The sequence below is a fragment of the Affinundibacterium amnicola genome, from assembly GCF_014284275.1.
Classification (GTDB): Bacteria; Pseudomonadota; Gammaproteobacteria; order Burkholderiales; family Burkholderiaceae_D; genus Undibacterium; species Undibacterium amnicola.
The window spans coordinates 232,403-255,080 of sequence record NZ_JACOFU010000002.1 but is presented as its reverse complement, the minus strand read 5'-3'; the positions used below and the strand labels follow the sequence as shown (position 1 = coordinate 255,080).

At 44.4% G+C, this 22,678-nt stretch carries 21 protein-coding genes; 16 read left to right on the top strand and 5 right to left on the bottom strand.

The annotated features are described in order from the left end of the window. Positions 1-5 precede the first annotated feature (5 nt). The 4 genes from H8K33_RS05380 (at position 6) to cysM (ending at position 4,039) form a co-directional block, all read left to right on the top strand. The gene (locus H8K33_RS05380) at positions 6-1,379 is read left to right on the top strand and encodes a UDP-glucose dehydrogenase family protein (RefSeq protein ID WP_186889972.1); all 1,374 of its coding nucleotides are present in this window, start codon (positions 6-8) and stop codon (positions 1,377-1,379) included. Between the two features lie 61 nt (positions 1,380-1,440). Next, positions 1,441-2,361 carry a D-glycero-beta-D-manno-heptose-7-phosphate kinase gene (rfaE1, locus tag H8K33_RS05375; protein ID WP_186889971.1) on the top strand — a complete coding sequence of 307 codons (921 nt, stop codon included), beginning with the start codon at positions 1,441-1,443 and terminating at the stop codon, positions 2,359-2,361. A gap of 102 nt (positions 2,362-2,463) precedes the next feature. Then, positions 2,464-2,802, top strand: a complete 339-nt coding sequence (locus tag H8K33_RS05370; RefSeq protein WP_186889970.1) for a ComEA family DNA-binding protein — start codon at positions 2,464-2,466, stop codon at positions 2,800-2,802. A 334-nt stretch (positions 2,803-3,136) separates the two neighbouring features. After that, positions 3,137-4,039 (top strand): cysteine synthase CysM, encoded by a 903-nt coding sequence (gene cysM / locus H8K33_RS05365; RefSeq protein WP_186889969.1) that lies wholly within the window; start codon positions 3,137-3,139, stop codon positions 4,037-4,039. A 127-nt stretch (positions 4,040-4,166) separates the two neighbouring features. Here cysM and H8K33_RS05360 read toward each other — a convergent pair whose 3' ends face one another. From H8K33_RS05360 to H8K33_RS05340, 5 genes are all read right to left on the bottom strand, one after another. Further along, positions 4,167-4,475 carry a hypothetical protein gene (locus H8K33_RS05360; protein ID WP_246443365.1) on the bottom strand — a complete coding sequence of 103 codons (309 nt, stop codon included), beginning with the start codon at positions 4,473-4,475 and terminating at the stop codon, positions 4,167-4,169. A gap of 264 nt (positions 4,476-4,739) precedes the next feature. Further along, positions 4,740-5,870: a lytic murein transglycosylase B gene (gene mltB / locus H8K33_RS05355; protein WP_186889967.1), complete on the bottom strand. Its 1,131-nt coding sequence runs from the start codon at positions 5,868-5,870 to the stop codon at positions 4,740-4,742. A 30-nt stretch (positions 5,871-5,900) separates the two neighbouring features. Further along, positions 5,901-7,934: a transglutaminase TgpA family protein gene (locus H8K33_RS05350; protein ID WP_186889966.1), complete on the bottom strand. Its 2,034-nt coding sequence runs from the start codon at positions 7,932-7,934 to the stop codon at positions 5,901-5,903. Continuing rightward, positions 7,927-8,919 (bottom strand): DUF58 domain-containing protein, encoded by a 993-nt coding sequence (locus H8K33_RS05345; protein ID WP_186889965.1) that lies wholly within the window; start codon positions 8,917-8,919, stop codon positions 7,927-7,929. Before H8K33_RS05345 ends, H8K33_RS05350 begins: the two co-directional genes overlap by 8 nt. 170 nt (positions 8,920-9,089) lie before the next feature. Continuing rightward, positions 9,090-10,010 (bottom strand): AAA family ATPase, encoded by a 921-nt coding sequence (locus tag H8K33_RS05340; RefSeq protein ID WP_186889964.1) that lies wholly within the window; start codon positions 10,008-10,010, stop codon positions 9,090-9,092. 239 nt (positions 10,011-10,249) lie between these two features. On the opposite strand from H8K33_RS05340, the gene H8K33_RS05335 reads away from it, so the two are divergent. From H8K33_RS05335 to H8K33_RS05280, 12 genes are all read left to right on the top strand, one after another. Further along, positions 10,250-11,956 carry a GspE/PulE family protein gene (locus tag H8K33_RS05335; RefSeq protein ID WP_186889963.1) on the top strand — a complete coding sequence of 569 codons (1,707 nt, stop codon included), beginning with the start codon at positions 10,250-10,252 and terminating at the stop codon, positions 11,954-11,956. 8 nt (positions 11,957-11,964) lie between these two features. Next, the gene (locus tag H8K33_RS05330; protein ID WP_186889962.1) at positions 11,965-13,194 is read left to right on the top strand and encodes a type II secretion system F family protein; all 1,230 of its coding nucleotides are present in this window, start codon (positions 11,965-11,967) and stop codon (positions 13,192-13,194) included. 189 nt (positions 13,195-13,383) lie between these two features. Next, on the top strand, positions 13,384-13,842 hold the full coding sequence (locus H8K33_RS05325) for a prepilin-type N-terminal cleavage/methylation domain-containing protein (RefSeq protein ID WP_186889961.1): 459 nt from the start codon (positions 13,384-13,386) through the stop codon (positions 13,840-13,842). A gap of 329 nt (positions 13,843-14,171) precedes the next feature. Beyond that, positions 14,172-14,660 (top strand): GspH/FimT family pseudopilin, encoded by a 489-nt coding sequence (locus H8K33_RS05320; protein ID WP_222613302.1) that lies wholly within the window; start codon positions 14,172-14,174, stop codon positions 14,658-14,660. Then, a complete protein-coding gene (locus H8K33_RS05315) occupies positions 14,650-15,219 on the top strand; it encodes a type IV pilus modification PilV family protein (RefSeq protein ID WP_186889959.1) in 570 nt (189 codons plus the stop codon). The genes H8K33_RS05320 and H8K33_RS05315 overlap by 11 nt, the downstream gene beginning before the upstream one ends. Position 15,220: 1 nt before the next feature. Beyond that, entirely contained in the window at positions 15,221-16,060 is an 840-nt protein-coding gene (locus H8K33_RS05310) for a PulJ/GspJ family protein (protein ID WP_186889958.1), read from the top strand. A gap of 64 nt (positions 16,061-16,124) precedes the next feature. Continuing rightward, the gene (locus H8K33_RS05305; protein WP_186889957.1) at positions 16,125-16,565 is read left to right on the top strand and encodes a hypothetical protein; all 441 of its coding nucleotides are present in this window, start codon (positions 16,125-16,127) and stop codon (positions 16,563-16,565) included. Between the two features lie 72 nt (positions 16,566-16,637). Further along, a complete protein-coding gene (locus H8K33_RS05300) occupies positions 16,638-19,703 on the top strand; it encodes a DUF6701 domain-containing protein (protein WP_186889956.1) in 3,066 nt (1,021 codons plus the stop codon). Positions 19,704-19,882: 179 nt separating this feature from the next. Next, positions 19,883-20,833 carry a type IV pilus biogenesis protein PilM gene (locus H8K33_RS05295; RefSeq protein WP_186889955.1) on the top strand — a complete coding sequence of 317 codons (951 nt, stop codon included), beginning with the start codon at positions 19,883-19,885 and terminating at the stop codon, positions 20,831-20,833. Further along, on the top strand, positions 20,830-21,519 hold the full coding sequence (locus H8K33_RS05290; protein ID WP_186889954.1) for a PilN domain-containing protein: 690 nt from the start codon (positions 20,830-20,832) through the stop codon (positions 21,517-21,519). The genes H8K33_RS05295 and H8K33_RS05290 overlap by 4 nt, the downstream gene beginning before the upstream one ends. Further along, positions 21,516-22,280, top strand: coding sequence for a hypothetical protein (locus H8K33_RS05285; RefSeq protein ID WP_186889953.1), 765 nt, complete (start codon positions 21,516-21,518; stop codon positions 22,278-22,280). Before H8K33_RS05290 ends, H8K33_RS05285 begins: the two co-directional genes overlap by 4 nt. Then, positions 22,265-22,642: an MSHA biogenesis protein MshK gene (locus H8K33_RS05280; RefSeq protein ID WP_246443362.1), complete on the top strand. Its 378-nt coding sequence runs from the start codon at positions 22,265-22,267 to the stop codon at positions 22,640-22,642. The genes H8K33_RS05285 and H8K33_RS05280 overlap by 16 nt, the downstream gene beginning before the upstream one ends. Positions 22,643-22,678: the final 36 nt, after the last annotated feature.

Sequence of the window (22,678 nt, the reverse complement as noted above, 5' to 3'; positions counted from 1 at the left end):
GAGAAATGAAAATTACTATCGTTGGTACAGGTTACGTAGGTTTGGTCACAGGCGCATGTCTGGCTGAAGTTGGTCACGATGTATTTTGTTTGGATGTGGATCAGCGCAAGATCGATATTTTAAATGGCGGTGGTATTCCCATTCATGAACCGGGTTTGGATGTGGTTGTTGCGCGTAATGTCGCAGCGGGACGTTTGCGTTTTTCTACTGATGTCGCCGCTAGTGTTGCGCATGGTGATGTGCAGTTTATCGCGGTGGGTACACCTCCAGATGAAGATGGTTCCGCGGATTTGAAATATGTGGTGGCTGCCGCACGAAATATCGGTAAGCACATGACGAGTTTTAAAGTTATCGTCGATAAATCAACCGTTCCAGTCGGTACAGCAGATCGTGTCTCTGCGGCGATTGCTGAGGAGTTGAAGGCGCGTCATTCTGATTTGGATTATGCAGTGACTTCAAATCCTGAATTCTTGAAAGAGGGCGCAGCTGTCGTCGATTTCATGAAGCCAGATCGACTCGTAATTGGTCATGCGAATGACGCTCAAGGTCAGCGTGCGCAACAAGTGATGCGTGAGGTGTATGCAAGCTTCGAAGCGGCTGGTCATAAAATCTATTGGATGGATGTGCGTTCGGCTGAATTCACGAAATACGCCGCAAACGCCATGTTGGCGACGCGTATTTCATTCATGAATGAATTGGCAAACTTGGCAGACAAAGTCGGTGTGGATATTGATGCAGTACGTCAGGGCATAGGTTCTGATCCGCGTATTGGTCCAGGTTTCTTGATGGCTGGTTGTGGCTACGGTGGTTCTTGTTTTCCGAAAGACGTGCAAGCACTTGTGCGCACTTCACAAGAATATGGCCATGAACTGAAAATCTTGCAAGCAGTTGAAGACGTGAATGAAAACCAAAAGCATGTGTTGGGATCAAAGATTTTCGCGAAGTACGGTAAGGATTTACACGGTTTGAAATTTGCTCTGTGGGGCTTGGCGTTCAAACCGGATACCGACGATATGCGTGCGGCCTCTTCAAGAGTATTGATACAAGAGTTACTGCACGCTGGCGCAGATATTGTGGCTTTTGATCCAGTTGCAATCGAAGAAGCGCAACGTGTGTTGGCTTTAGATTTCGCAGATGCGCCTGAATTGTTAAAGCAAATTAGCTTTGCAGCAGATCCACAAGCCGCATTGCCCGAAGCGGATGCTTTGGTAATCGTCACAGAATGGAAAACCTTCCGCACCGCAGATCTGAATCAAGTCAAAGCTAGCTTAAAACATGCCGTCATTTTCGACGGACGTAATTTATACGATCCACGCTCAGTCAAATCCTTAGGCATCGAATATCACGCAATTGGTCGTGCGGTACTGACGCAAGATTAAGTCGAAACGAATTCAAAACTCAGCCAAAAAATTTAGCCTAAAAATCAAGCCAATAAAAACTATGACAAGTACACAAAAGCGTATTTTGGTAGCAGGTGACGTGATGCTAGACCGTTATTGGTTTGGCGAAGTCAATCGTATTTCACCCGAAGCCCCTGTTCCTATCGTGCGTGTTGAACGACGCGAGGAACGTCTTGGCGGTGCTGCCAATGTGGCGCGTAATGCTGTGGCGCTAGGTGTAGAGACCAGCTTGCTAGGCGTAATTGGTGAAGACGAAGCGGGGCATAATGTTGAAACATTGTTGAGTGAAGTCGGAATTCGTAGTTATCTGAATCACGACCCTAGTATCTCGACGATTATCAAATTGCGCGTGATAGGCCGCCAACAACAATTAATCCGCATTGATTTTGAAGAGAAGCCGACAGAGCAGATTCTGCAGGATAAATTGTCGCGCTTTAATAGCTTAATTGCTGAGCATGATGTGATCGTTTTGTCCGACTACGCCAAAGGTAGTCTGGTGAATGTCGCCACCATGATAGCGCATGCAAAAAGCCTAGGAAAATACGTGTTGGTCGATCCTAAGGGCAGTGATTATTCCATCTACCAAGGTGCCAGCTTGTTGACGCCAAATAAGTCAGAGTTGCGTCAAGTGATAGGTAGTTGGAAAGATGAAGCTGATTTAACCAAGAAGGCGCAGATGCTGCGTAAAGAGCTGGATATCGCAGCGTTATTACTCACCCGCTCTGAAGAAGGCATGACTTTATTTACCGATGAAGAAATCTTGCATGTACCTGCCATGGCACGTGAAGTTTTCGACGTCTCTGGTGCTGGTGACACTGTTATTGCAACCGTGGCGGCGATGTTGGCTGAAGGAAAGAATCTGCATGACGCAGTCTTAATCGCGAATCAGGCAGGTGGCATTGTTGTTGGTAAATTGGGAACCGCAACCGTCACCAGAGAAGAATTATTTCAAAAAATATAGTATTTTAATAAATTTAATGTAATATGTATTTGCAATAATAAATTTACACCTTTATTGCAAGCAGATTACTTTTTTATTGAATTCATTTTTTGGGAGCTTACGATGTTGAAAAAAATCATATTTGCGCTTGCTGCTTTGTTCGCAGCGATCAGTTTTGCGTTTGCCGATGTGGATGTAAATAAGGCTGATCAAGCAGCTTTGGACGGCGTAAAAGGAATAGGTCCAGCAAAATCAAAAGCGATTTTGGCTGAACGCGCCAAAGGTGGAAATTTTAAGGACTGGGCTGATTTTGAAAGTCGCATTAAGGGCATCGGTGAAAAAAACGCCTTGAAATTATCTGATGCTGGGCTGACGGTAAATGGACAAGCTAAAGTATCTGCAAAAAAAGAAGATGTGTCTGACAAGCAAATGCCAGCAGCAAAAGCTAAGGCCACTAAGTAGCTAATGAGATAGCGCGAAGCGGGCAGTGAAAGTCATTGACCGCGTTCGCTCTATTTCATTGTGTTATTTATATTTGATCAGTAGTCTAAGAAAATCCTTACTTCTACAATTGACCTGAGCCCTAATAGTTGCACATCAATAATTGGGCTTCAGATCGTTAGTAAGGATTTTTTTTGTATATTTTTTGCACAGTGTTTTGTTAAATATTTAATTGTCGAATATTTAGGATTTGCGACTAATTTTTCTCACGGGACGATGAAACGTATTTGTTTTCTGCAGAAATCATTGGCAAGGTTTAGAATATGATTTTGCATTTCTATCACGCCTTATTACTATGAGTTATATAACTATTGAAGACACCATAGGCAATACCCCTTTGGTTCGATTACAGCGTTTGCCCGGTGAAGCTGCGCAGCGTCGGAATAATATTATTTTGGGTAAGTTGGAGGGGAATAATCCTGCAGGATCGGTGAAAGATCGACCCGCACTTTCCATGATCAAGCGAGCCGAAGAGAGAGGACAAATTAAACCTGGTGACACCTTGATTGAGGCGACCAGTGGAAACACAGGTATTGCACTGGCAATGGCAGCCGCAATGCGAGGTTATAAAATGGTGTTGTTGATGCCTGAGCATTTGAGTATTGAACGTCGTCAAAGTATGGCCGCTTATGGTGCGCAAATTGTTTTGACACCGCAGGCAGGAGGTATGGAAACTGCGCGTGACTTGGCAGAGCAAATGCAAAAAGAAGGCAAAGGTATTATTTTGGATCAATTTGCGAATTCGGATAATCCGTTGGCGCATTACGAAACGACTGGTCCAGAAATATGGAAGGATACAGCTGGACAAATTACCCATTTTGTTAGCGCGATGGGGACAACTGGCACCATTATGGGAGTATCTAAATTCCTAAAAGAACAGAATTCCAATGTGCAAATTATTGGGGTGCAGCCAGAAGATGGTTCGCAAATTCCGGGTATTCGCAAATGGCCCGAAGCCTACTTACCGCAAATTTATCGACATGAACAAGTTGATCGATTGGAGTCAGTTAGTCAGGCAAGTGCCGAAGCCATGGCGCGAAGATTGGCCGTTGAAGAGGGGATTTTTTGTGGTATTTCTGCCGCAGGTGCTTGTGAGGTGGCATTGAGAATCGCCGAAACCGTTGAAAATGCAACGATTGTTTTCATCGTCTGCGACCGCGGTGACCGATATTTATCGACCGGCGTATTTCCCGCTTAGTAAGGTCGCCTATTATAAATATTCGTTGTAGATGAACAACATAAAATAAAAAAATCGAAGCTAAGAATCGTTAAAATTCTTTAATGCTTCGATTTTTGTTTCATTCTTCGCAAAAAACTAGCCAAAATTAGCTGTTGTTGGCAGCATCTTTTGGTTTGAATTGTTTGTCGCTAATACGGAATTTCGCGCGTCGATCACCCATTAAAGCACGCAAATCTTTGATGCTGACATCGCTGATTTCATGCATACGGATCAATAAAGATGCGCCAACTGGCAGGCGACGATGACGAATTTTACTGATAACCGGTGGGGCTACCTCTAAAGCTCTGGACAGCGCAGCGTCATTTTTCAAATGCAATTGTTTAATCAATGTATCCAACAAGTTGTTTGGATCGTAGTCGATTTCATCTGATTCTAATTGTGTCAAGTTTGGCATCATTACCTCATTATTGATGATTATTGATAGTGCAGGAGGGTGCTGTATTAAATTATTTAAACAGTAATACTATATCTTTGAGATGAATTTATCTACTTAATACGAAAAAATTAAGTGGGAAAATTGTTAAATCTATTGACACTTTCCTGTAAATCATCATAAATGTATCATTAGATAACATTACTTTAGACCAAAAAATTCTTATTTGCAATATTTTTTATTGAGAAATTTAGATTTTGCAACTGATTGTTCGGAATGCATGTTTTATTGCTCTTTTTGTCTCGCAAGTGCAATGACATTGCCGAGGTCTATGACCGACATCGCGTAGAAGTAACTGCGGTTATATTTGGTGATAGCAAAAAAGTTGTCTGTCGCAAACCAGTATTCAGTTGGGTCTTCACCATTCTGTAAGTCGATTAGCCCATATTTTAAATGGCGAGGCGCTTTATCATCTGCGGTACTGACGACGGATTTTAAGTCGTCAATGGAGTAACTTGTTTTTAGCCCTTGGTTAAGTGCCTCTTTAAGTGGGATCGACGCTGGATCTTGATCTAGCAACGTAGCTGCGAATGCATATGGCTGATCTTTTTTCCAACCATGCTTGGCGAGATAGTTCGCCACACTGCCTATGGCATCCGCTTCGGATTCTTTGAGATCGATTTTGTTATCAGCATCAAAATCTACTGCAAATTGCCTTAGGCTGCTAGGCATAAACTGAGCTAGGCCAATCGCCCCCGCGTAGGACGATTTGATTGAGTAAATATCCGAGCCGCTTTCACGCACATGTAACAGCAACTGCGCTAATTCGTTTTTAAAGAAGTTTGTCCTTGCTTCTCGCGTCGGTGTTTCGGGATAAGAAAATGCGAGTGTCGTTAATGCATCTATGGCGCGGAAGCTACCCGTATTCTTTCCGTAAATTGTTTCTACTCCAATCAATCCAACAATAATGTCGGCTGGTACGCCATACACGTTTTCTGCTCGTTTTAGTGCATCTTGATTGCGTTCCCAAAATGCGACACCAGCAGCGATACGTCCATTTTCTACAAAACGCGCACGATATGCCTTCCAATTTTTGGGTTTGCCTGGAGGTGCAGGTTTAACTAATTGCACGGCAGATTCCATGTGCCGTGCATTTTCAAAAATCTGCTGAAGTTGAACCGCCGAGAATTGATGTTGCGTCTGCATTTGCGCAATGAAGGTTTGGACTTCTTGCCACTCTAAATAATGGACATCTTGGGGTTTGTTGGCGCTCGGCTTTTGTGTCGTCTGTGTTTTTTTTTTGTTGGAGATAGCGGCATATGCATGATCGCTAAACAGAAATGCGCTAGCTGCACCGGCATTGATTAAGAATGCGCTGGAGACGACGGCGGATAAGATTCGGGGAAGTAATTTCAAGATGTTTTTCTGCCTGATTGCGAAAGTTAACTACGCTGATATGTTTTGAAGTAATTGCTGCATGCGCTTGATTATCAAACGTCGTTGCTCTTGTTTATCTGATTGTGTTGATTCTGAAGTTTTACCATATTTTATGCTGACATAGTGCTGTATGAACTCCTGCAATTGCAGATATTGTGTATCCTTGACCGCTACTTGTAAGCGATGAAGGTAAATGATTGGCCCCTCATGTGGCGCTTTTTCTAAACCTTGCTTGGCTAATTTTCTGCACAAACGAATGTATAGCTTCTCATGTAATGCGCGTTTCACAGGTTTTGGAAGTAATGGAATCGCCAATAAGCTAACGATGATCAGGCCAATGCCGAAAATCCACGCGAGCGTTGTTGCCCAATTTAATTGATTCAGCCCGAGTCGATCTAATAATTTGGATTGTTGGGTTTGGTTGTAATTCAATACCCATTGATTCCATGAATTATTCAGCGCATTCCACTGCATACGAAGTTCTCGGCTCCAAGCATTTTCTTTTATGAAATTAGTGACGATGCTAGTTAAACCCGAGTTGTTTTGTGTTGCTTGTAGATTTTGTAAGATTCTGTTTGGTGCAACTGCTGCGGTGGGATCAACCCGAACCCAACCTTTTTCTTTTAGCCAGACTTCAGCCCACGCATGCGCATCTGATTGACGCACTTCGTAGAAATTGCCCTGTGTATTGAGTGTGCCGCCCTGATATCCGGTGACAACACGTGCTGGTATTCCCATGGCGCGCATTAGGATGACGAATGCACTAGCATAGTGTTCGCAAAAGCCAGCACGCGTATTAAATAAAAACTCATCAGCACTATGTCGCCCGAGCTGTGGCGGTTCCAGAGTATAAAAAAACTGTTCTGTTCGGAAGTGTTCAAGTACCGCATTAATTCGTGACAATGGGTCATTATGTCGTTGTTGAATTTCTTGGGCGAAGCGAATACTTTGCGGATTAAAGTTGTTGGGCAGTCTTAGATTTAAACGCAGCTCTATTGGGTGGCCTTCTGCGTTCAGACGATAGTTTGTGTAAGAACTGAGCTGATAGCGGATTCTTTGATTAATTTGTTCGCGATGCTGGATCTCATTTTCAAAGTTGATCAATGCGGGCTGTCCATTAAGCACCGGAGGAGTCGCAACACTATCAATGCCAAATAAATAGTGGGAATTACTTGGCTCAAGTGTGATTTCTTGAGGAATAGCTAAACCACTTACTTCTAATTGGCGCTCCTCATGAATTTTTCTGCTCGCGCTTTGTGACCAGCGTCGGCCATCGAAATCTGTCAATACTAAAGCTCGCCAATAGAAGGCGGATTTCTCTGGAGTTTTATCAAGAAATTTGACACGAAATACAAGTTCTTCGGACATCGCCAATTTGCTGATGTTTCCAGGCGCCATAGAATCAGATAAGCCACTTCTGGCGACGTTGGCGTCGCTGGGCAGGCCCCATAGTGGTCCTTGAATACGAGGAAACAAGAAAAATGCCAAGATTGTTAATGGCATCGCAATGCTCAGCATGCTGGCAATTAGCTTTGCTTGGGGCCATAAGCGTATAGATTTATTGTCGAATTGAAAGCTCAGCTGTGCCAACAGTAAAACAAATGCTGATAACGCGACTTGCAGGGCAGCGGCGATGCTCTGTGATTCAAAAAAACGGGTAAGTAGTAAGAAAAAGCTTAAAAATAAAATGACAAACAAATCGCGCTTGGCATGCATCTCTAACATTTTGCAAGACAAGAGTAGGACCAACATGGCGACTCCGGTTTCGCGGCCAAAAAAGCTGCGGAATTGCCAAAAAATGCCTGCCATCAGACCCACTGCGATGGGTAATAAAATCCAGCGTGATGGTAGTTGCTTGCCACGTAAAGTAAGCCAAGCACGCCATGACATCACACCGATAGAACTAATGCTAATCCATGTAAAAAGACTTTCGACATGATTCAGTATCACCAAAAAACAAGCGAATACTAAAAGCAAAGTATCGCGTTTATCGCGGCTCAATTCGGATGTTGTCGCAGATAAGGCTGATATGAATTTATTCATGCGCATTATCCAACTCAAATGTCGCGAGGGCTTCTAAACAAGCGGCGCGATGAACTTCACCTTGCGATGCGGATAAAACGATATGCCTTAATTTAAAAGCATAATCAAGTTGCTGGCGTTCTGCTTCGAGTATCCAACTACACATTCTGGATAGACGTAACTCCAGATCAAGCTGTGGTGGCAGTGTGGAGAAGTCTAGGAAAATTGTCCCACCACTCGTGCCTGCAAACTGTTTGGAAATAAGATTGCCACCAGCGTCCAGATCGATTCTGGCAATGTGTTTCCACGACAGATGTTTTAATGGATCACCCGATTGATAGCTACGGACACCAGAAAAGTCTTCATTGCCGAGGTGTGACAGTGCGCTGCCTTGTCCTTCCGTTCCAAACGGTAGTGGTGGTGGCGATGCTTCTGGCGCTGGATAAACCAGAATTTTACTAGCGGGCATCCAGGTGCTCCAGGCGCGTAATAAGCCTAATGGAAACCAAGTTTGCAGCTTGATTCTTGGGCAGGCTAGATAGCCGCGTTGGGTGCCGACGATATGTATTTTGACGGTTTGCGTTTCGTTGCGCTTGAGGTCAATTACCTGTGTTACTGCATCTTTCTGCATTAGGCCGATGTGTAAAGCGTAGCGATCAAGATTTTTGGGATTGCTGATCTGGAATGGAAATTCAGCGACGTCTCCCACAAAAATCGGGTTACCTTGCCCAGCATTCAATCGAAGATAAGCAAGATTGCGGAAAGTGAAAAGGGCATTGACTGCGGCCAAACCTGCCAGTAGATAGGTCATGCCAAAGCCAAGGTTGAGATTGTAGTTGGTCGAGGTGAGAAATAATGTGAGCAATAGAACGATAAACATCAAGCCAGCTTTACTTGGCAATGTGAAGACGCGTCTTTGTTTTAAAATGACTTCGCCTGTTTCAGCTGTTTTTTCCAGTAAAACGATATGCTTGAATTTTGTTATGAGGTCTTGGAAAAAGCGCATCGTCTAATTGTTGAAATCGTTGAAATGTTTGTTGTCTGTTATAAATGCAGCTAAAGTGTTGTCGACTTTGCGCGCGATCATGTGCTCACTTCTTAGCAAATTTAAGTGCTCAATCAACCTGATTGTATTAGCGAGCATTTTTCTTCATCTTTAGTCTGACTAAACATAATTTAAACCGCGATCTTTAGCATTAGTTGCGTGAGTAAATCGGCGCTGGCATGAGTTTTATTACTGACCGCTTTGAGTGGACGCAAGCGATGGGCGATAACGGGAATTAATACTGCTTGAACATCTTCCGGCAAAACATGATCGCGACCTTCGATAGCGGCCCATGCTCTCGACGCTTGAAGTAACGCAATCGCTGCACGCGGACTCATCCCTTCAGCAAAAATTCCTGCTTCCCGGGTACTTTGTGCTAGTTTTTGAATATAGTCGATCAGAGAACTTGACGCATGAATCCGACGTATTTCGGTTTGCGTTGCCTGCAATTCTTCTGCATGCATGATGGCTTTTAAACTCTTGAGCAGTGTGCGGCGATCTTCGCCCAATAGCAAAGCACGTTCTGCAGCAGCATCCGGATAGCCTAATGAAACGCACATCAGGAAACGATCTAATTGTGATTCGGGTAAGGCAAAAGTGCCAACTTGGTGGGTTGGATTTTGTGTCGCGATCACAAAGAACGGTTGTGGTAGCTGACGGGTTTGGCCTTCCGCGCTAACTTGTTGTTCTTCCATTGCCTCCAATAAAGCAGACTGCGTTTTTGGTGTCGCGCGATTAATTTCATCGGCGAGTAAAACTTGCGTAAAGATAGGTCCTGGATGGAAAACAAACTGACTTTTTTCGCGCTCGAAAATAGAGACTCCAATGACATCAGTCGGCAATAAATCAGAGGTAAACTGCAAACGATTGAACTGTAGACCCAGTGAAATTGCTAACGCATGTGCGAGCGTTGTTTTACCAACGCCGGGAACGTCTTCGATAAGTAAGTGTCCACCACCTAATAAACAGACTAGTGCCTGCTGAATTTGCCGTTCTTTACCGATTATCACTTGGTTGAGTTGTTTTGCTACCTCATGGACTTTTGAAAACATGTGCTTTTCCCATAGAATCACTGAATACGATATCGCAGATACCACGAATTGTGCAAGACTAGCACAGACAGACGCATCTCAACACCCCAGATCATGGTACAAGGTGTCAGGTACAGATTGAGCATGCAGCGCGGGTTGAATTGATGAATTCGACTAACGCGATGCGTTGGAACATGAATGTCAATATCATCTCTGCATAGCGATGATTGTTAGGCAAGCAGACTTACAGAGGAAAAAGCATGGCAAGGCCAGAGAAAATTCGTTTGGGTGAAATTTTGTTGCAGCAAAATCTGATGACAGAAGAGCAGCTGCAATTTGCATTGGCTGAACAAAAACGCACCGGACGTAAATTGGGTCGGCTTTTTGTAGAGAATCGTTTTGTCACTGAAGATCAGATTTCAGAGGCGATGGCGAAACAGTTGAACATTAGTTTCGTCAATTTAAAACACTACAACATTAAACCTGATGTAGTGAAAAAACTTCCTGAGCTTCAGGCCAGACGTTTTCGTGCGATTGTGTTGGAACTGCGTGACAATGGTTACTTGGTCGCGATGGTAGATCCTACGGATTTATTTGCCTATGACGAAATTAGCCGAATTCTGAAAGCCAACATTTATCTGGCCGTGGTGAATGAAAATGATCTGTTAGCGGCTATTGATAATTTGTATCGGCATACCGAGGCGATTACTGATCTGGCGCGCGAGTTAGAACAAGAGCTGGGTGATGCAAATGTGGATTTTGGCAATCTGGTAACAACCGCCAGCTCTGAAGATGCCCCCGTCGTGAAGTTGCTGCAATCGGTGTTTGATGATGCTACACAAGTACGCGCTTCAGATATTCATATTGAGCCTCAAGAAAAACGATTGCAGATTCGTTTCCGAATTGATGGTTCCTTGCATTTGCAAACAGAGGCAGATATGCGAATTGCAGGTGCTTTGGCGCTGCGTTTAAAGCTGATTTCAGAATTAGATATTTCGGAAAAACGTTTGCCGCAAGACGGTCGATTTATTATTAAAGTACGTCAACAACAAATTGACGTGCGTATCTCGACGATGCCAACCCAATATGGCGAATCGATCGTGATGCGTTTGCTTAATCAAAGTGGTGGTATTTTAAATCTCGACAGAATCGGTATGCCAGCAGACATGTTGGAGCGGTTTCGTTCAATTATTCAACGGCCAAATGGTCTGGTGCTGGTGACAGGTCCAACTGGGAGCGGTAAAACCACCACCTTGTATGGTGCATTAGCAGAATTGAACCGTGAAGACCGTAAATTAATTACCGTGGAAGATCCTGTCGAGTATCGCTTACCTGGCATTAATCAAGTTCAAGTGAATGAGAAAATTGAGTTGAGTTTTGCTAAAGTCCTGCGGGCATCGTTACGACAAGATCCTGACATTCTTTTGCTTGGTGAAATGCGCGATCAAGAAACTGCGCAAATTGGTATGCGTGCGGCAATGACAGGTCACTTAGTGTTATCAACTTTGCATACGAATGATGCCATCAGTACGCCGATACGATTATTGGATATGGGTGTCCCTCGTTATATGATGGGAAGTTCTTTGCAGGCAGTTTTAGCGCAACGTCTAGTCAGAGTTATTTGCGAAAGTTGCCGCGCTCCGCACGTACTTTCGCCAGCCGAACAGGAATGGATTAGCGTCGATCTTCAACAAGATACGATAAATCAAACACAGTTTCACGCCGGTCGAGGTTGCGGCCATTGTAATGGTACCGGGTACCGTGGTCGTATGGGTGTGTACGAACTGCTTGAAATGACGAAAGCGGTTGTTGATGCAGCACATAGCGAAGACAATGCCTACTTTATCGAGGTCGCGAAACGTCAAATGGGTGGTAAAACTTTACGTAAGAACGCTATTGATTTGGTACTGAATGGCGTTACAACCGTCAGTGAAGCGATGCGTATCAGTAATCAAATTGATGAATAGGGCAAGGTATGCCATTTTATGCTTATAAAGCGAGAAATCCGCGTGGCGAATTAGTCGAAGGCGTGATGGAAAGTGCGGATGCCGATGGTGTTGCCAAACAATTGTTTGGGATAGGCGTGTCTCCAACGCAGATTGAATTAACCACGCATACCTCTGGCAATCAAGAACTTAATTGGTGGCAGCGTTTTTGGGAGAAAAAGGTTCAAGCCTTAGATGTTCAATTATTTAGCCGACAGTTGCACACCTTGATACGTGCTGGCGTTCCGATTATGCGTGGCTTGGCTGGATTGCAAGAGTCCGCAGTCAGTCGTGCATTTCGTAGTGTTATTAAAGACTTGAGAGAGTCTTTAGATGCAGGCCGCGAATTATCTGCAGCGATGCGCCGACATCCTAAGGTTTTTTCCATGTTTTTTATCAGCATGGTGCGCGTCGGAGAAATGACTGGCCGCTTGGATATGATATTTCTACGCTTATCTGAGCATATGGAATTTGAGCGTGACATGCGAAATCGCGTGAAGACCGCTCTGCGTTATCCGATGTTTGTGATGATTGTGATGCTAGTGGCTATCGTCATCGTGAATATTTTTGTGATTCCCGCTTTCGCCAAAGTGTTCGCCAGTTTTAATGCAGAATTGCCGATCATGACTCGTTTTTTGCTCGGCATGTCAGAGTTTTTTGTGGATTATTGGGTGGTTCTTTTTGGCATTAGTTTGGCAGCCGTTGTCGCATTTAAAAATTTTATTGGCACAGTTGCCGGGCGTTTTTGGTGGGATAGGCAGATTTTGCAGTTTCCAATTTTTGGACGCATCGTTTTAAAAGCGACACTGGCGCGCTTTGCGCGCAGTTTTGCACTATCTAGTAAAAGCGGAGTACCAATTGTGCAGGCACTGACGGTCGTTTCTAGTACCGTTGATAATACTTATATCGCCAGTCATGTCGATCAAATGCGAGAGGGAGTAGAGCGCGGCGAGAGTATTCTGCGTACAGCTTCTGCGAGCGGGGTATTCACACCTGTAGTTTTGCAAATGATCGCTGTTGGTGAAGAAACGGGTGCTCTAGACGAGTTAATGGATGAAATTGCTTTGATGTATGAAGGCGAAGTTGAATATGAATTGAAAAACTTGTCGGCAAACATCGAACCAATTTTGATTGTTTCTTTGGGTGTGATGGTCTTGATTCTGGCACTAGGAATCTTTTTGCCGATTTGGGATCTTGGTCGGGTCGCCTTGCAAAAATAGTCGTTAATGTGTTTTTTCGGCAGGTTTGCGGTATATCGCAAGGCTTGCGTCTGAATATTTGTTATGATGCAAATTAGTAAGTGCTTTATCGATGCAAAGAGATGCAAAGAGATGTGAAGATAACTACAATGCTAATAGATGCGCTTCGTTGTGAAATTTAAATGTGTAACTTAATTGATTGGAATTGTGATGAAACAGAAACAAGCTGGTTTTACTTTAATTGAATTGATCGTCGTGATCACTATTTTGGCCTTGCTTTCAGCCTACGCGTTACCTCGATTTGCGGCACTTCAAACGGAAGCGCGTATCGCTAAAATGAATGGCGCTTTAGCATCTTTGAAATCAGGTGCTGCCTTAGCCCATTCCATTCAATTAACACAGCAATTAGCAGCTAATACTTCTGTGATCATGGAAGGCGCTACCGTGCCGATGGTTAATGGATATCCAACAACTGCGTTAACTGGAATTCCTGTCGCAGCAGGATTAGCTACACCAGACTTCGTGTTGACAGTGACTTCAGCAACTGTATTTCGAGTTTCATCAGATGCGAATCATCCTAACTGCGCGGTCACTTACACAGTACCTGCTGCGGCCGGTTCGCCTCCAACTTATAACGGTACAGGCTTAACAGCGGTAAACTGCGCTTAATAGTTAGGCTGTTTTAGGTCTGGTTCTGTGTATCGTCATTCCCGCGTAGGCCGGAATTCAGTGGCGTAAAGCCTAAAGACACTGGATACCTGCTTACATAGGGATGACACTTTGATTTTTTGAGCTTAAATGAATGGTATAAGGGCTTGATAGATTTTTTAGACTTTTTACTTGAATTTTATGATGTTTGAATATGCCGATAGCGAATGAAAAATTCGCTATCGCAATTTGCTTGAACTTAAAAAGCACAAATCAAGTTTTTTGATGTGTTCTTCTTGTTTTTCTCTTCTTTATTCGCTTGAATTGATTGTCTTCTTATGCGAACACCCATGCCATTTGCTAAGCGCCGTGCGATTCAAGGCTTCACCATGGTTGAGTTAATCTTGGTATTAGTGGTGTTTGGTATTTTGTCGGCAATTGCGCTTCCTCGTTTTTCTGACCGGGTTGATTTCGATGCCCGCGGTTTTTTTGATCAAACGCAGAACATGATTCGCTATGCGCAAAAGACCGCGATTGCCCAGCGTCGTCCAGTTTGGGTGCAGCTTAGCCAGGCAGATGGCGTCATTTGTTTGACATATGTGCAGGTGAATGTGAATTGCCAGAGCGATGCTGGTGCACCTGTCTTGGTTCCCGGTGAGCAGATCTGGTATCGCCGAGCGGTGCCCGCCGATGTGAATTTTGGCATCACAACTCTTTTCTCTTTTAACGCACTTGGACAACCTAATCCAAATACTGCGAAGGAGTTGACGCTTTTTCAAAATGGAACGATAGCGGTTGGCACAATTCGTGTTGAGGCGGAAACTGGCTATGTACACTAGTCTACGAATTTTCCATTTGCGAAGCTCTGGTTCCAGACAAGCTGGCGTGACTTTGGTCGAGCTGATTTTATTTATTTTAATTGTTAGTGTGGCTGTGATTGGCGTGACGCGCATCATGAACTTAACCAGTGTTGCCAGCACTGATCCTCTGCGAGAAAAACAAGCGCTCGCATTAGCAGAATCTCTTTTAGAAGAGGTGCAGTTGCAGGCATTTACGTATTGTGATCCTGATGATGCGAATGCGATGACGGCAAATAGTCCAGCTGGATGTGCAAGTGGTGCGCAGGGTTTGACACCTACTGCAGGTGAAACACGCTATGGTTCGCCTCGATTTGATAATGTGGGCGATTATCACAACTTTGAAATGAATCCCGCAGATGCGATAAAAGATATTCAAGGGCAAGCCATAGTTGGCCTAGAAACTTATACGGCGAAAATATTTGAAACCGAAGAATTGGGTGGTGATCGCATTCGTATTGATGTCACTGTGAGTGTTGACGGTTTGAGTGTGAGTTTAACTGGCTATCGTTACCGTTATGCGCCCAGAGCGATTCCATAATATGACTAATACTCAATTGATCTTTCAGCGTGGTTTTACCTTGGTTGAGGCCGTGATCGTAATTGTGATCACGGGTATTTTGGCTGTGGTAGCGGCAAGCTTCATCAGTCGCCCAATTGAGCAATATCGCGACTTGAGCCGACGTGCAGAGTTGACTGAAAGTGCAAATTCCGCAATCCGGCGGATGTCTCGTGACTTACATTTAGCGCTGCCAAATAGTGTACGTCAAGCTAGCACGACTAATTGTATTGAATTCTTGATGACCAAGGACGGTGGACGTTATCGGTCGGACGAACCTGGCAATATAATGCAATTCGATAGCACATCAGGGAGCTTATTTGATGTGATAGGACCGCTGAGTTCTGTTCCGCAAAAAGATGACTTTATTGTGGTTTATAACTTAGGAATTCCCGGGGCAAATGCTTATGATCCCAGTTATCGCGGTATTGTTGATGCTGGGTCGACAGCAAGTACAATTCGCTTGAGTTCTCCAATCCAAAATCCAATTGAGTCACCCGCTAAACGGTTTTTTGTTTTGTCAGGAAGCAGTCCTGCTGTGACCTTTGTTTGCCAAGGTGCGGGAACCGATCCCAATGGCAATGGAACTGGTCGCTTGTATCGTGTGTCAAACTACGCAATTACGCCAGCGCTAGCGACTTGCCCAGTCTTAGCACCGGGCACCACCGAACCTTTGTTGGCGGAAAATATAGCAAGCTGTAGTTTTAATTATGCCAGCGGCGTGACAGAACGTAGTGCGGTTTTGTCGATTAGACTAGGATTGATAAGAGCAGGTGAGTCGGTCAATCTTTATCAGGATGTGAACATTAGTAATGTGCCATAAATCTGTCATCAATTCGCCTAGAGCGTCCCCAGTACATGATTCGGCTGCGCGAGGATTTTCTTTGGTGTCTGCCATTTTTTTGTTGCTGATTTTGGCGGCCTTGGGAATTTTTATGCTGTCGATTTACACTACACAACGTACGATTGCGAATCAAGATGTGCGTGGTGTACTCGCATATCAGGCGGCCAAGGCCGGAATAGAGGCCGCAACTTTTGCGATATTGACGCCAGAGAATGCGGCGGTAGTGAACACTATTTTTAATGGCTGCACAGCGGGTATGGCAGTACCAACATTTGGTGGCGCTTTGAGTGGATTTAATGTGACTGTCGATTGCCAATTGACAACGCAAACGGAAGGCGAAAATACGATACGCGTGTATCAAATTACATCAACAGGAAGCTCGGGTACAGCTCCCTCAAGTGATTTTGTTGAACGCCAGATTTCAGCCAGTATTAGTACGTGTCGAGTCGGCCTTACGGGTTTGGCGACAGATCCTCCATGCTAGTAAGTCGTTTTGGTTACAGGCTGGTCTGTATTTATTTTGAATGATAGCGAATTATTTTTATTAGGTTTGAAAATGAGTAAGCACGTGCAAGATCAATTACTGAAGCTGGATTTTAGGTGCGGTTACGCCTTGTTTTTGACATTGCTGCTTGCGTTTTGCGGTTTCCCTTTTCAGGTGGTGAATGCACAAACAACCATAGAATTTAATAGCACGGGTGGTACTAGTGCGACTAATGGGTTGCATTTCTACATAGACAGATCAAGCAAAATCCAAGTTCGGCGCCTAAATAATACCGGGCAAGTGTATAGCCCGACTGCCTTACCGCAAACGAATCTCAATAGCTTGGATAACGGTGTTTTTATTCGTGCGAATGGGCGGCTATATGGACCGTCACATACCGTCAGCACATTTAATCCAAGTGGCGGCATGTACAACAGCTATAGTATTTCAGCCGCGCTTCCCGCAAATCCGGCAGTTCCGGGCATACAACAACGAGCAACGAATTTGTTGGGAATTACAAATGGTCCGCAAGTATCTATTCTGTGGAAGTACACGACGCCATTTGATTTCTTAACTGCGGAAGTGACCTTGACTATTCCCGCGACGTACGCGGTCAGTGCATCAAATCCAGTTCGTTATTATCATGTGTTCGATACCTATCTAGGTGGTAGCGATAGTGGCTGTGGTGTGAATGTGGCTGGCACATATAGAATCGTTGGAACCTACTCCAGTTTGGGTGGTGGCAATCCTTGCCCTACAAGTACGGCCTTGCCATCGTCTGGGACCATTGTTGAATCGTTTCGTGAGCGAGCACCGCCCACTCCACCACCAGGTGGTAGTTCTGTGAGCACATTTAGCAGTTACTGCGCAGCAGGTTGGAGTACATTTTTCGCCAATGGCTCTCCGAATTGCTCCGTTCAACAAACTGGCGCATTGAGCAATACGATTACGACGACTTTGCAAGATACAGGGATAGGCATAGCCTATGATTTTACCGCGCCTGGTGTGTACACCTTTAGCTATGACTTTGTGATTGGATCAACTGTCGTACCAGAATACGATCACATTGAGATCAGGCATGATGGGAATGCAACTTTATGCCCTGAACCTATTGAAGTGCTGGCCTGTACTTCGGCAATCGTACCGTGTCCCGCGCTGAACATTGTCAATACCGGTACGCTGACAGGTGGGATTTCTTTTTCTCCAGCAGCGGCGGGTACAAGCTGGACACCAGCCAGCTTCACCTTGGGGTCTGCCAATAGCATCGCCAATTTAGTCTTGCAAGCGAATGCAGCATCGGCAGGAACATATACGATGTTTGCCAGCGGGTTGAGCAAACTTCCTCTTAATGGAACCCGTTGCGTTGTTGGGGGCGTACTACAGGCGAGCTGCCAGATCGTCATCGCGAATACACCTTGTGTTGCTGACTTTGAATGTATGGAAACCGGTGCGACCTATCAAAATCCAGTGACTGCGACGAACCGCAATCCACTTTATACGAAGTTGGTAAATACAGGATTTCGATTTGATGTATTAGCTTTGCAGTCGTCTGGAGCACTTGCTAGTTCGTATGCAGGTAATGTTGTGGTTGAACTGTATGATAAATCTGCCGCTGCGTCATGTGCGGCTGCAACGCCGATTATTTCGCAGAATTTAAGTTTTGTCGCCGGAGATAGCGGCAGAAAAACCATAGCTGCGAATATGTTGCTACCCGATGCATACAAAAATTTAGCATGTCGCGTCAGAGAGAGTGGCGGTTCCGCTCCGGTAAGTGGCTGTTCGTCCGATAGTTTTTCGGTGCGTCCTACACAGTTTAACAGCGTTACATCGAACGCCAATGCGGACAATGCAGGAAATAGTACGACCAGTACCCCTGTCATCGCCGCTGGTGCTAATTTTGTTTTGACTGCAAATACAGGAGTCAAAGGCTATGATGGGATTCCAAAGATTGATCCAAGCTTGCTGCAATGGCCCAACGTTCCTTCGGTGCTTAACGGTGGTCGACCAGCGCCTGGTACGGGCAACTTATCTGGTGTATTTACTGAAGCGGCAGATCCATCAACTGGAAATGATGCAACCGGCAACGCATTTCAATATGATGAAGTGGGTTATTTCAGACTGAGACCGCAGGCGGTCTATGACGATACTTTTGTCAGCACTTCAGGCTCTGCTGATGTCGCAAACAGTGATTGTACTGACGACACCTCTAACACTCTTGTCGGTGGTAAGTACGGTTGTAAGTTTTCGAACTCTGCTGCGACCAATCACTTTGGTCGATTTATGCCAGATCACTTTTTGATCAGCAGCAATACCGTGGTTGAAGCATGTACTTTGTCAATGCCGTTCAGTTATTTTGGACAAGATGGATTTTTCACCAACTTCACGATGACGGCACAAAATAGTTCGAATGCGACCACGCAGAATTACACCAGCACTTATGCTAAATTTAATCCAGCAGTGTATGCAAATTATTCATTCAGTATTGGTGGTGTACCTGTTGGCCCACCCCTTGGGGCTGAGCTTAGCGCAAGTGCTACTGCGCCGACTGGCACATGGCTGAGTGGCGTCGTCGCAGTAACGGCAAAACATCAAATATCTCGGCCAACGGCATTGGCAAATGAAACTTTGATCAATATTTCTGCAGCGCCTAGTGATGGTGAAGTCAGTGCCGGAGCCGCGACATTGCTTGGCAGTAGCAGGCAACGCTATGGTCGATTGAAATTGCAGAGTGCCTATGGTTCTGAAATGTTGGATTTGCCCGTGCCTTTTTTTGCTGAGTATCGAATTGGTGATCAGTGGAGAAGAAATAGTGATGATAGTTGCACCACCGTAATAGCACCGACTTCTGGTAGCGGCCTGATTTTTTATAGTCCAGAAACGGCAACTAACAAATTAAGTGCGGGCGAAACTTTGGCGACTGTGAGCGCGACCGGAAAACTGGTTGCTGGTCAGAGTCAATTAAAATTTTCTAAACCAGGATTAGGTAATAGTGGATTTCTGGATATGGACATTCCCGTAAGTAATTGGTTGAAATTTCCATGGCGAGGCGGGGCGACCGCGGTTAATCCAACAGGGAAAGTGAAATTTGGGGCTTATAAAAAGTCAAATCAATTTATTTATACAAGAGAAGTGCATTGAGAATTGGTGTGATCTGGTAGCGATAACAGGGCAGTAAAAATCGGTATGTCAAGAATACGCAGTTCGAATCGGACAGAAACGCCAGACATCATCAATCCGGCAACAAAACAAGGGGCAATGATTGACAACAAGCTCATATTATCTTAACGTCAAGCAATATTGCTGAACTGGGCTCAAGCATGGGATTATTCTCAAAAAACAAGAAAAACGCCGATGTCATGGCGATTCGTTTAGGTAACGACGGTCTTTATGCCGCCTCTGTGCGTTTTCAGACCGGCGGCTTACCTGCCGTGGAATTTTTATCGTTTTATCCAAAGTCAGATCAAGCGTGGCCAGTGTTATTGGAGCGTCTTGCACGTGAAACACCCGCGAAGCAAAAGCAATGTTTATTGCAATTAAATTCCAATGAATATCAATGGTTCGCCATTGATGCCTTAAACGTTCCTGCAGATGAATTGAAAAATGCCTTGATTTGGCGTTTAAAAGAATTAATTGACTATCCAATCGAATCAGCCAGTTTCGACGTATTGACCGTTCCTGGTGATATTCATAATGGTGGACGAAATCAGTCATTGATCGTTATTGTCGCCGCAAATCAACAGTTAATTGCCAATCAAAATTTATTTGTGAATGCAAAACTGCCATTGCGTTTAATTGATGTTCCAGAGATGGCACAACGAAATATTTCTGCGCGCTTAGAAATCGAAGGACGTGGTTTGGCGATGTTGTCGTTTGATGCGCAGGGTGGTTTGTTAACGGTGACTTATGGTGGTGAGCTATATCTGTCTCGTCGCCTTGATATCAGCACGAAAGATTTAGACTCTCAAAATTTACAAGAGCGAGATGCGAGTTTCGAACGTATTTCGCTAGAGCTGCAAAGATCCTTAGATCATTTTGATCGGCAACATAATTACATCACAACCGCAAAGCTCGTCGTTGCGCCATTAGGTGAGGCCGCGACTTTTTTGCAGCAATATTTGTCGAGTAATATGTACTTGCCAGTGGAGATACTCGACCTGGCCCAATTGGTCAATATCGATAAAATTCCAGAATTAAAATCGGCTGAACGTCAGCGGGTATTTTTGTCTGTGATTGGTGCGGCTTTACGTCAAGAGGCAGGCACAGCATGAGCCAGCAGATTAATCTTTTTAACCCCGCCTTATTAAAGCGAAAAGACCATTTTTCGGCTGTTAATTTGTTGATTTTATTCGCGTTCAGTTTGTGTGTGATTGCGATCAGTTTTGTCTATTTACGTTCGCAGGTGACACAAGCGAGAAGTGCCTCCGAACAAGCGTCCTTAAAGCTGACTTCAATCACAAATCAAGTGAATGCATTGCGCGAAGCTCGTGCCGCTAAAATTCAAAATCCAGCTTTAGCCCAAGAATTAACATTAATAGAAGCGTCCTTACTCCGACGTCATCAAATTGCACAGATTTTGCAAAACAGTCAGTTTGGTAACACAGATGGCTATTCGACCTACTTAAGTGCTTTTGCACGTCAGGTTCCGGCTAATTTATGGTTGACCGGCTTGACCTTGGAAGGTGCGGGATACGATTTAATTTTGCATGGACGCACCTTGCAAGCTGAATTAGTGCCGCTGTATGTCACGCAATTAAAGCGTGAGCCAATTATGCGAGGTAAGACTTTTTCGACCTTACACATGGAGAGACCGCTATTGCCTGTCCCAGCAGCAATCAGCGCGGCAGATCCGAAAAAAATGCCAGAGCCAGCACCGTATTTAGAGTTTCAGTTGCATTCATCAGGCATGGCTGACAAAGCTGATAAAGAAAAAACCGCAGGAGCAAAACCACAATGAAAAAAATATGGTTAAGTTTTTTGCGCAAAATAGATATTTTGTCGATGCGAGAGCGCGCGATTTTATTCGTGCTATGCAGTGTCGGTGTTCTGATGATTGGTTTTACTTTTTTGATTGAACCGCAACTAAAGTTGCAGAAGACATTGAAGACTCAGCAGCATACACATCAAATGCAGATGGGTGTTTTGCAAGAGGAGCTCGCGCAACTTTCTGGTGCTATGCGAGGCGATCCAGATGCAGAAATAAAAGCCAGATTAAATGAGGCAAAGGCTCGCTTGCGATTAATGGACAGCGATCTATCGAACTTGCAAAAGAACTTGGTTGCGCCAGATAAAATGGACACGCTATTGCAAAATATTTTGAAGCGGAACAAACGCTTGCAATTAATTTCGCTAAAGAGTTTTCCAGTTGTGAACTTATTCGATGTTGCAAAAACTTCAGATAGCGCAGCGAATGCTAGCGCTAGTGCAATCGAGGCGGCTACGAATACAGTTTCAACGGCTAATCAAGTTTTGCCTTCAAGTTCAGGCAGCAAAATTGGCACGCTTAATACAGATGAACTTAGTATTTATAAGCATGAAGTTGAATTGGTATTAGAAGGGAATTACCTCGACATGTTGGCTTATATAAAAGAACTGGAAGCGATGCCTGAACAAGTTTATTGGAGCCGTGGGAGCTTGAATGTGCTTGAATATCCAAAAGCAAGTTTGAGTCTGCAAATATTTACTTTGAGTCTGGAGAAAAAATGGCTCAATTTGTAATCGCTCCGATGTTCGGATTATGTCTATTGTTCGCTAGCATCAATTTATATGCTGGGGCAGAGCCGCAAATTTCGCAAAATTTGCCTGATCCTACCAGACCGCCAGCAAGTATCTTGAATCCGGGTGGAGGTACAGAGCAGGAAGTTGGCCCGGTATTGCAGTCAATCTTGATTTCGGCAAATCGTAAAATAGCGATTATTGATGGACAAGCGGTGAAGTTGAACGCCAAATTTGGGGATCAGACATTAATCAGAATGACCGAGTCGGAAGTTGTATTGAGACGAGGTAAGCAATTACAGACTTTAAGTTTGCATCCTGACTTGCGAAAAAAACCAAGTCAAGGAAGCGCGAAGTTGAAGTAAGTGGTGAGTTCGAGACTGGCTAATTATGAGCTCGTC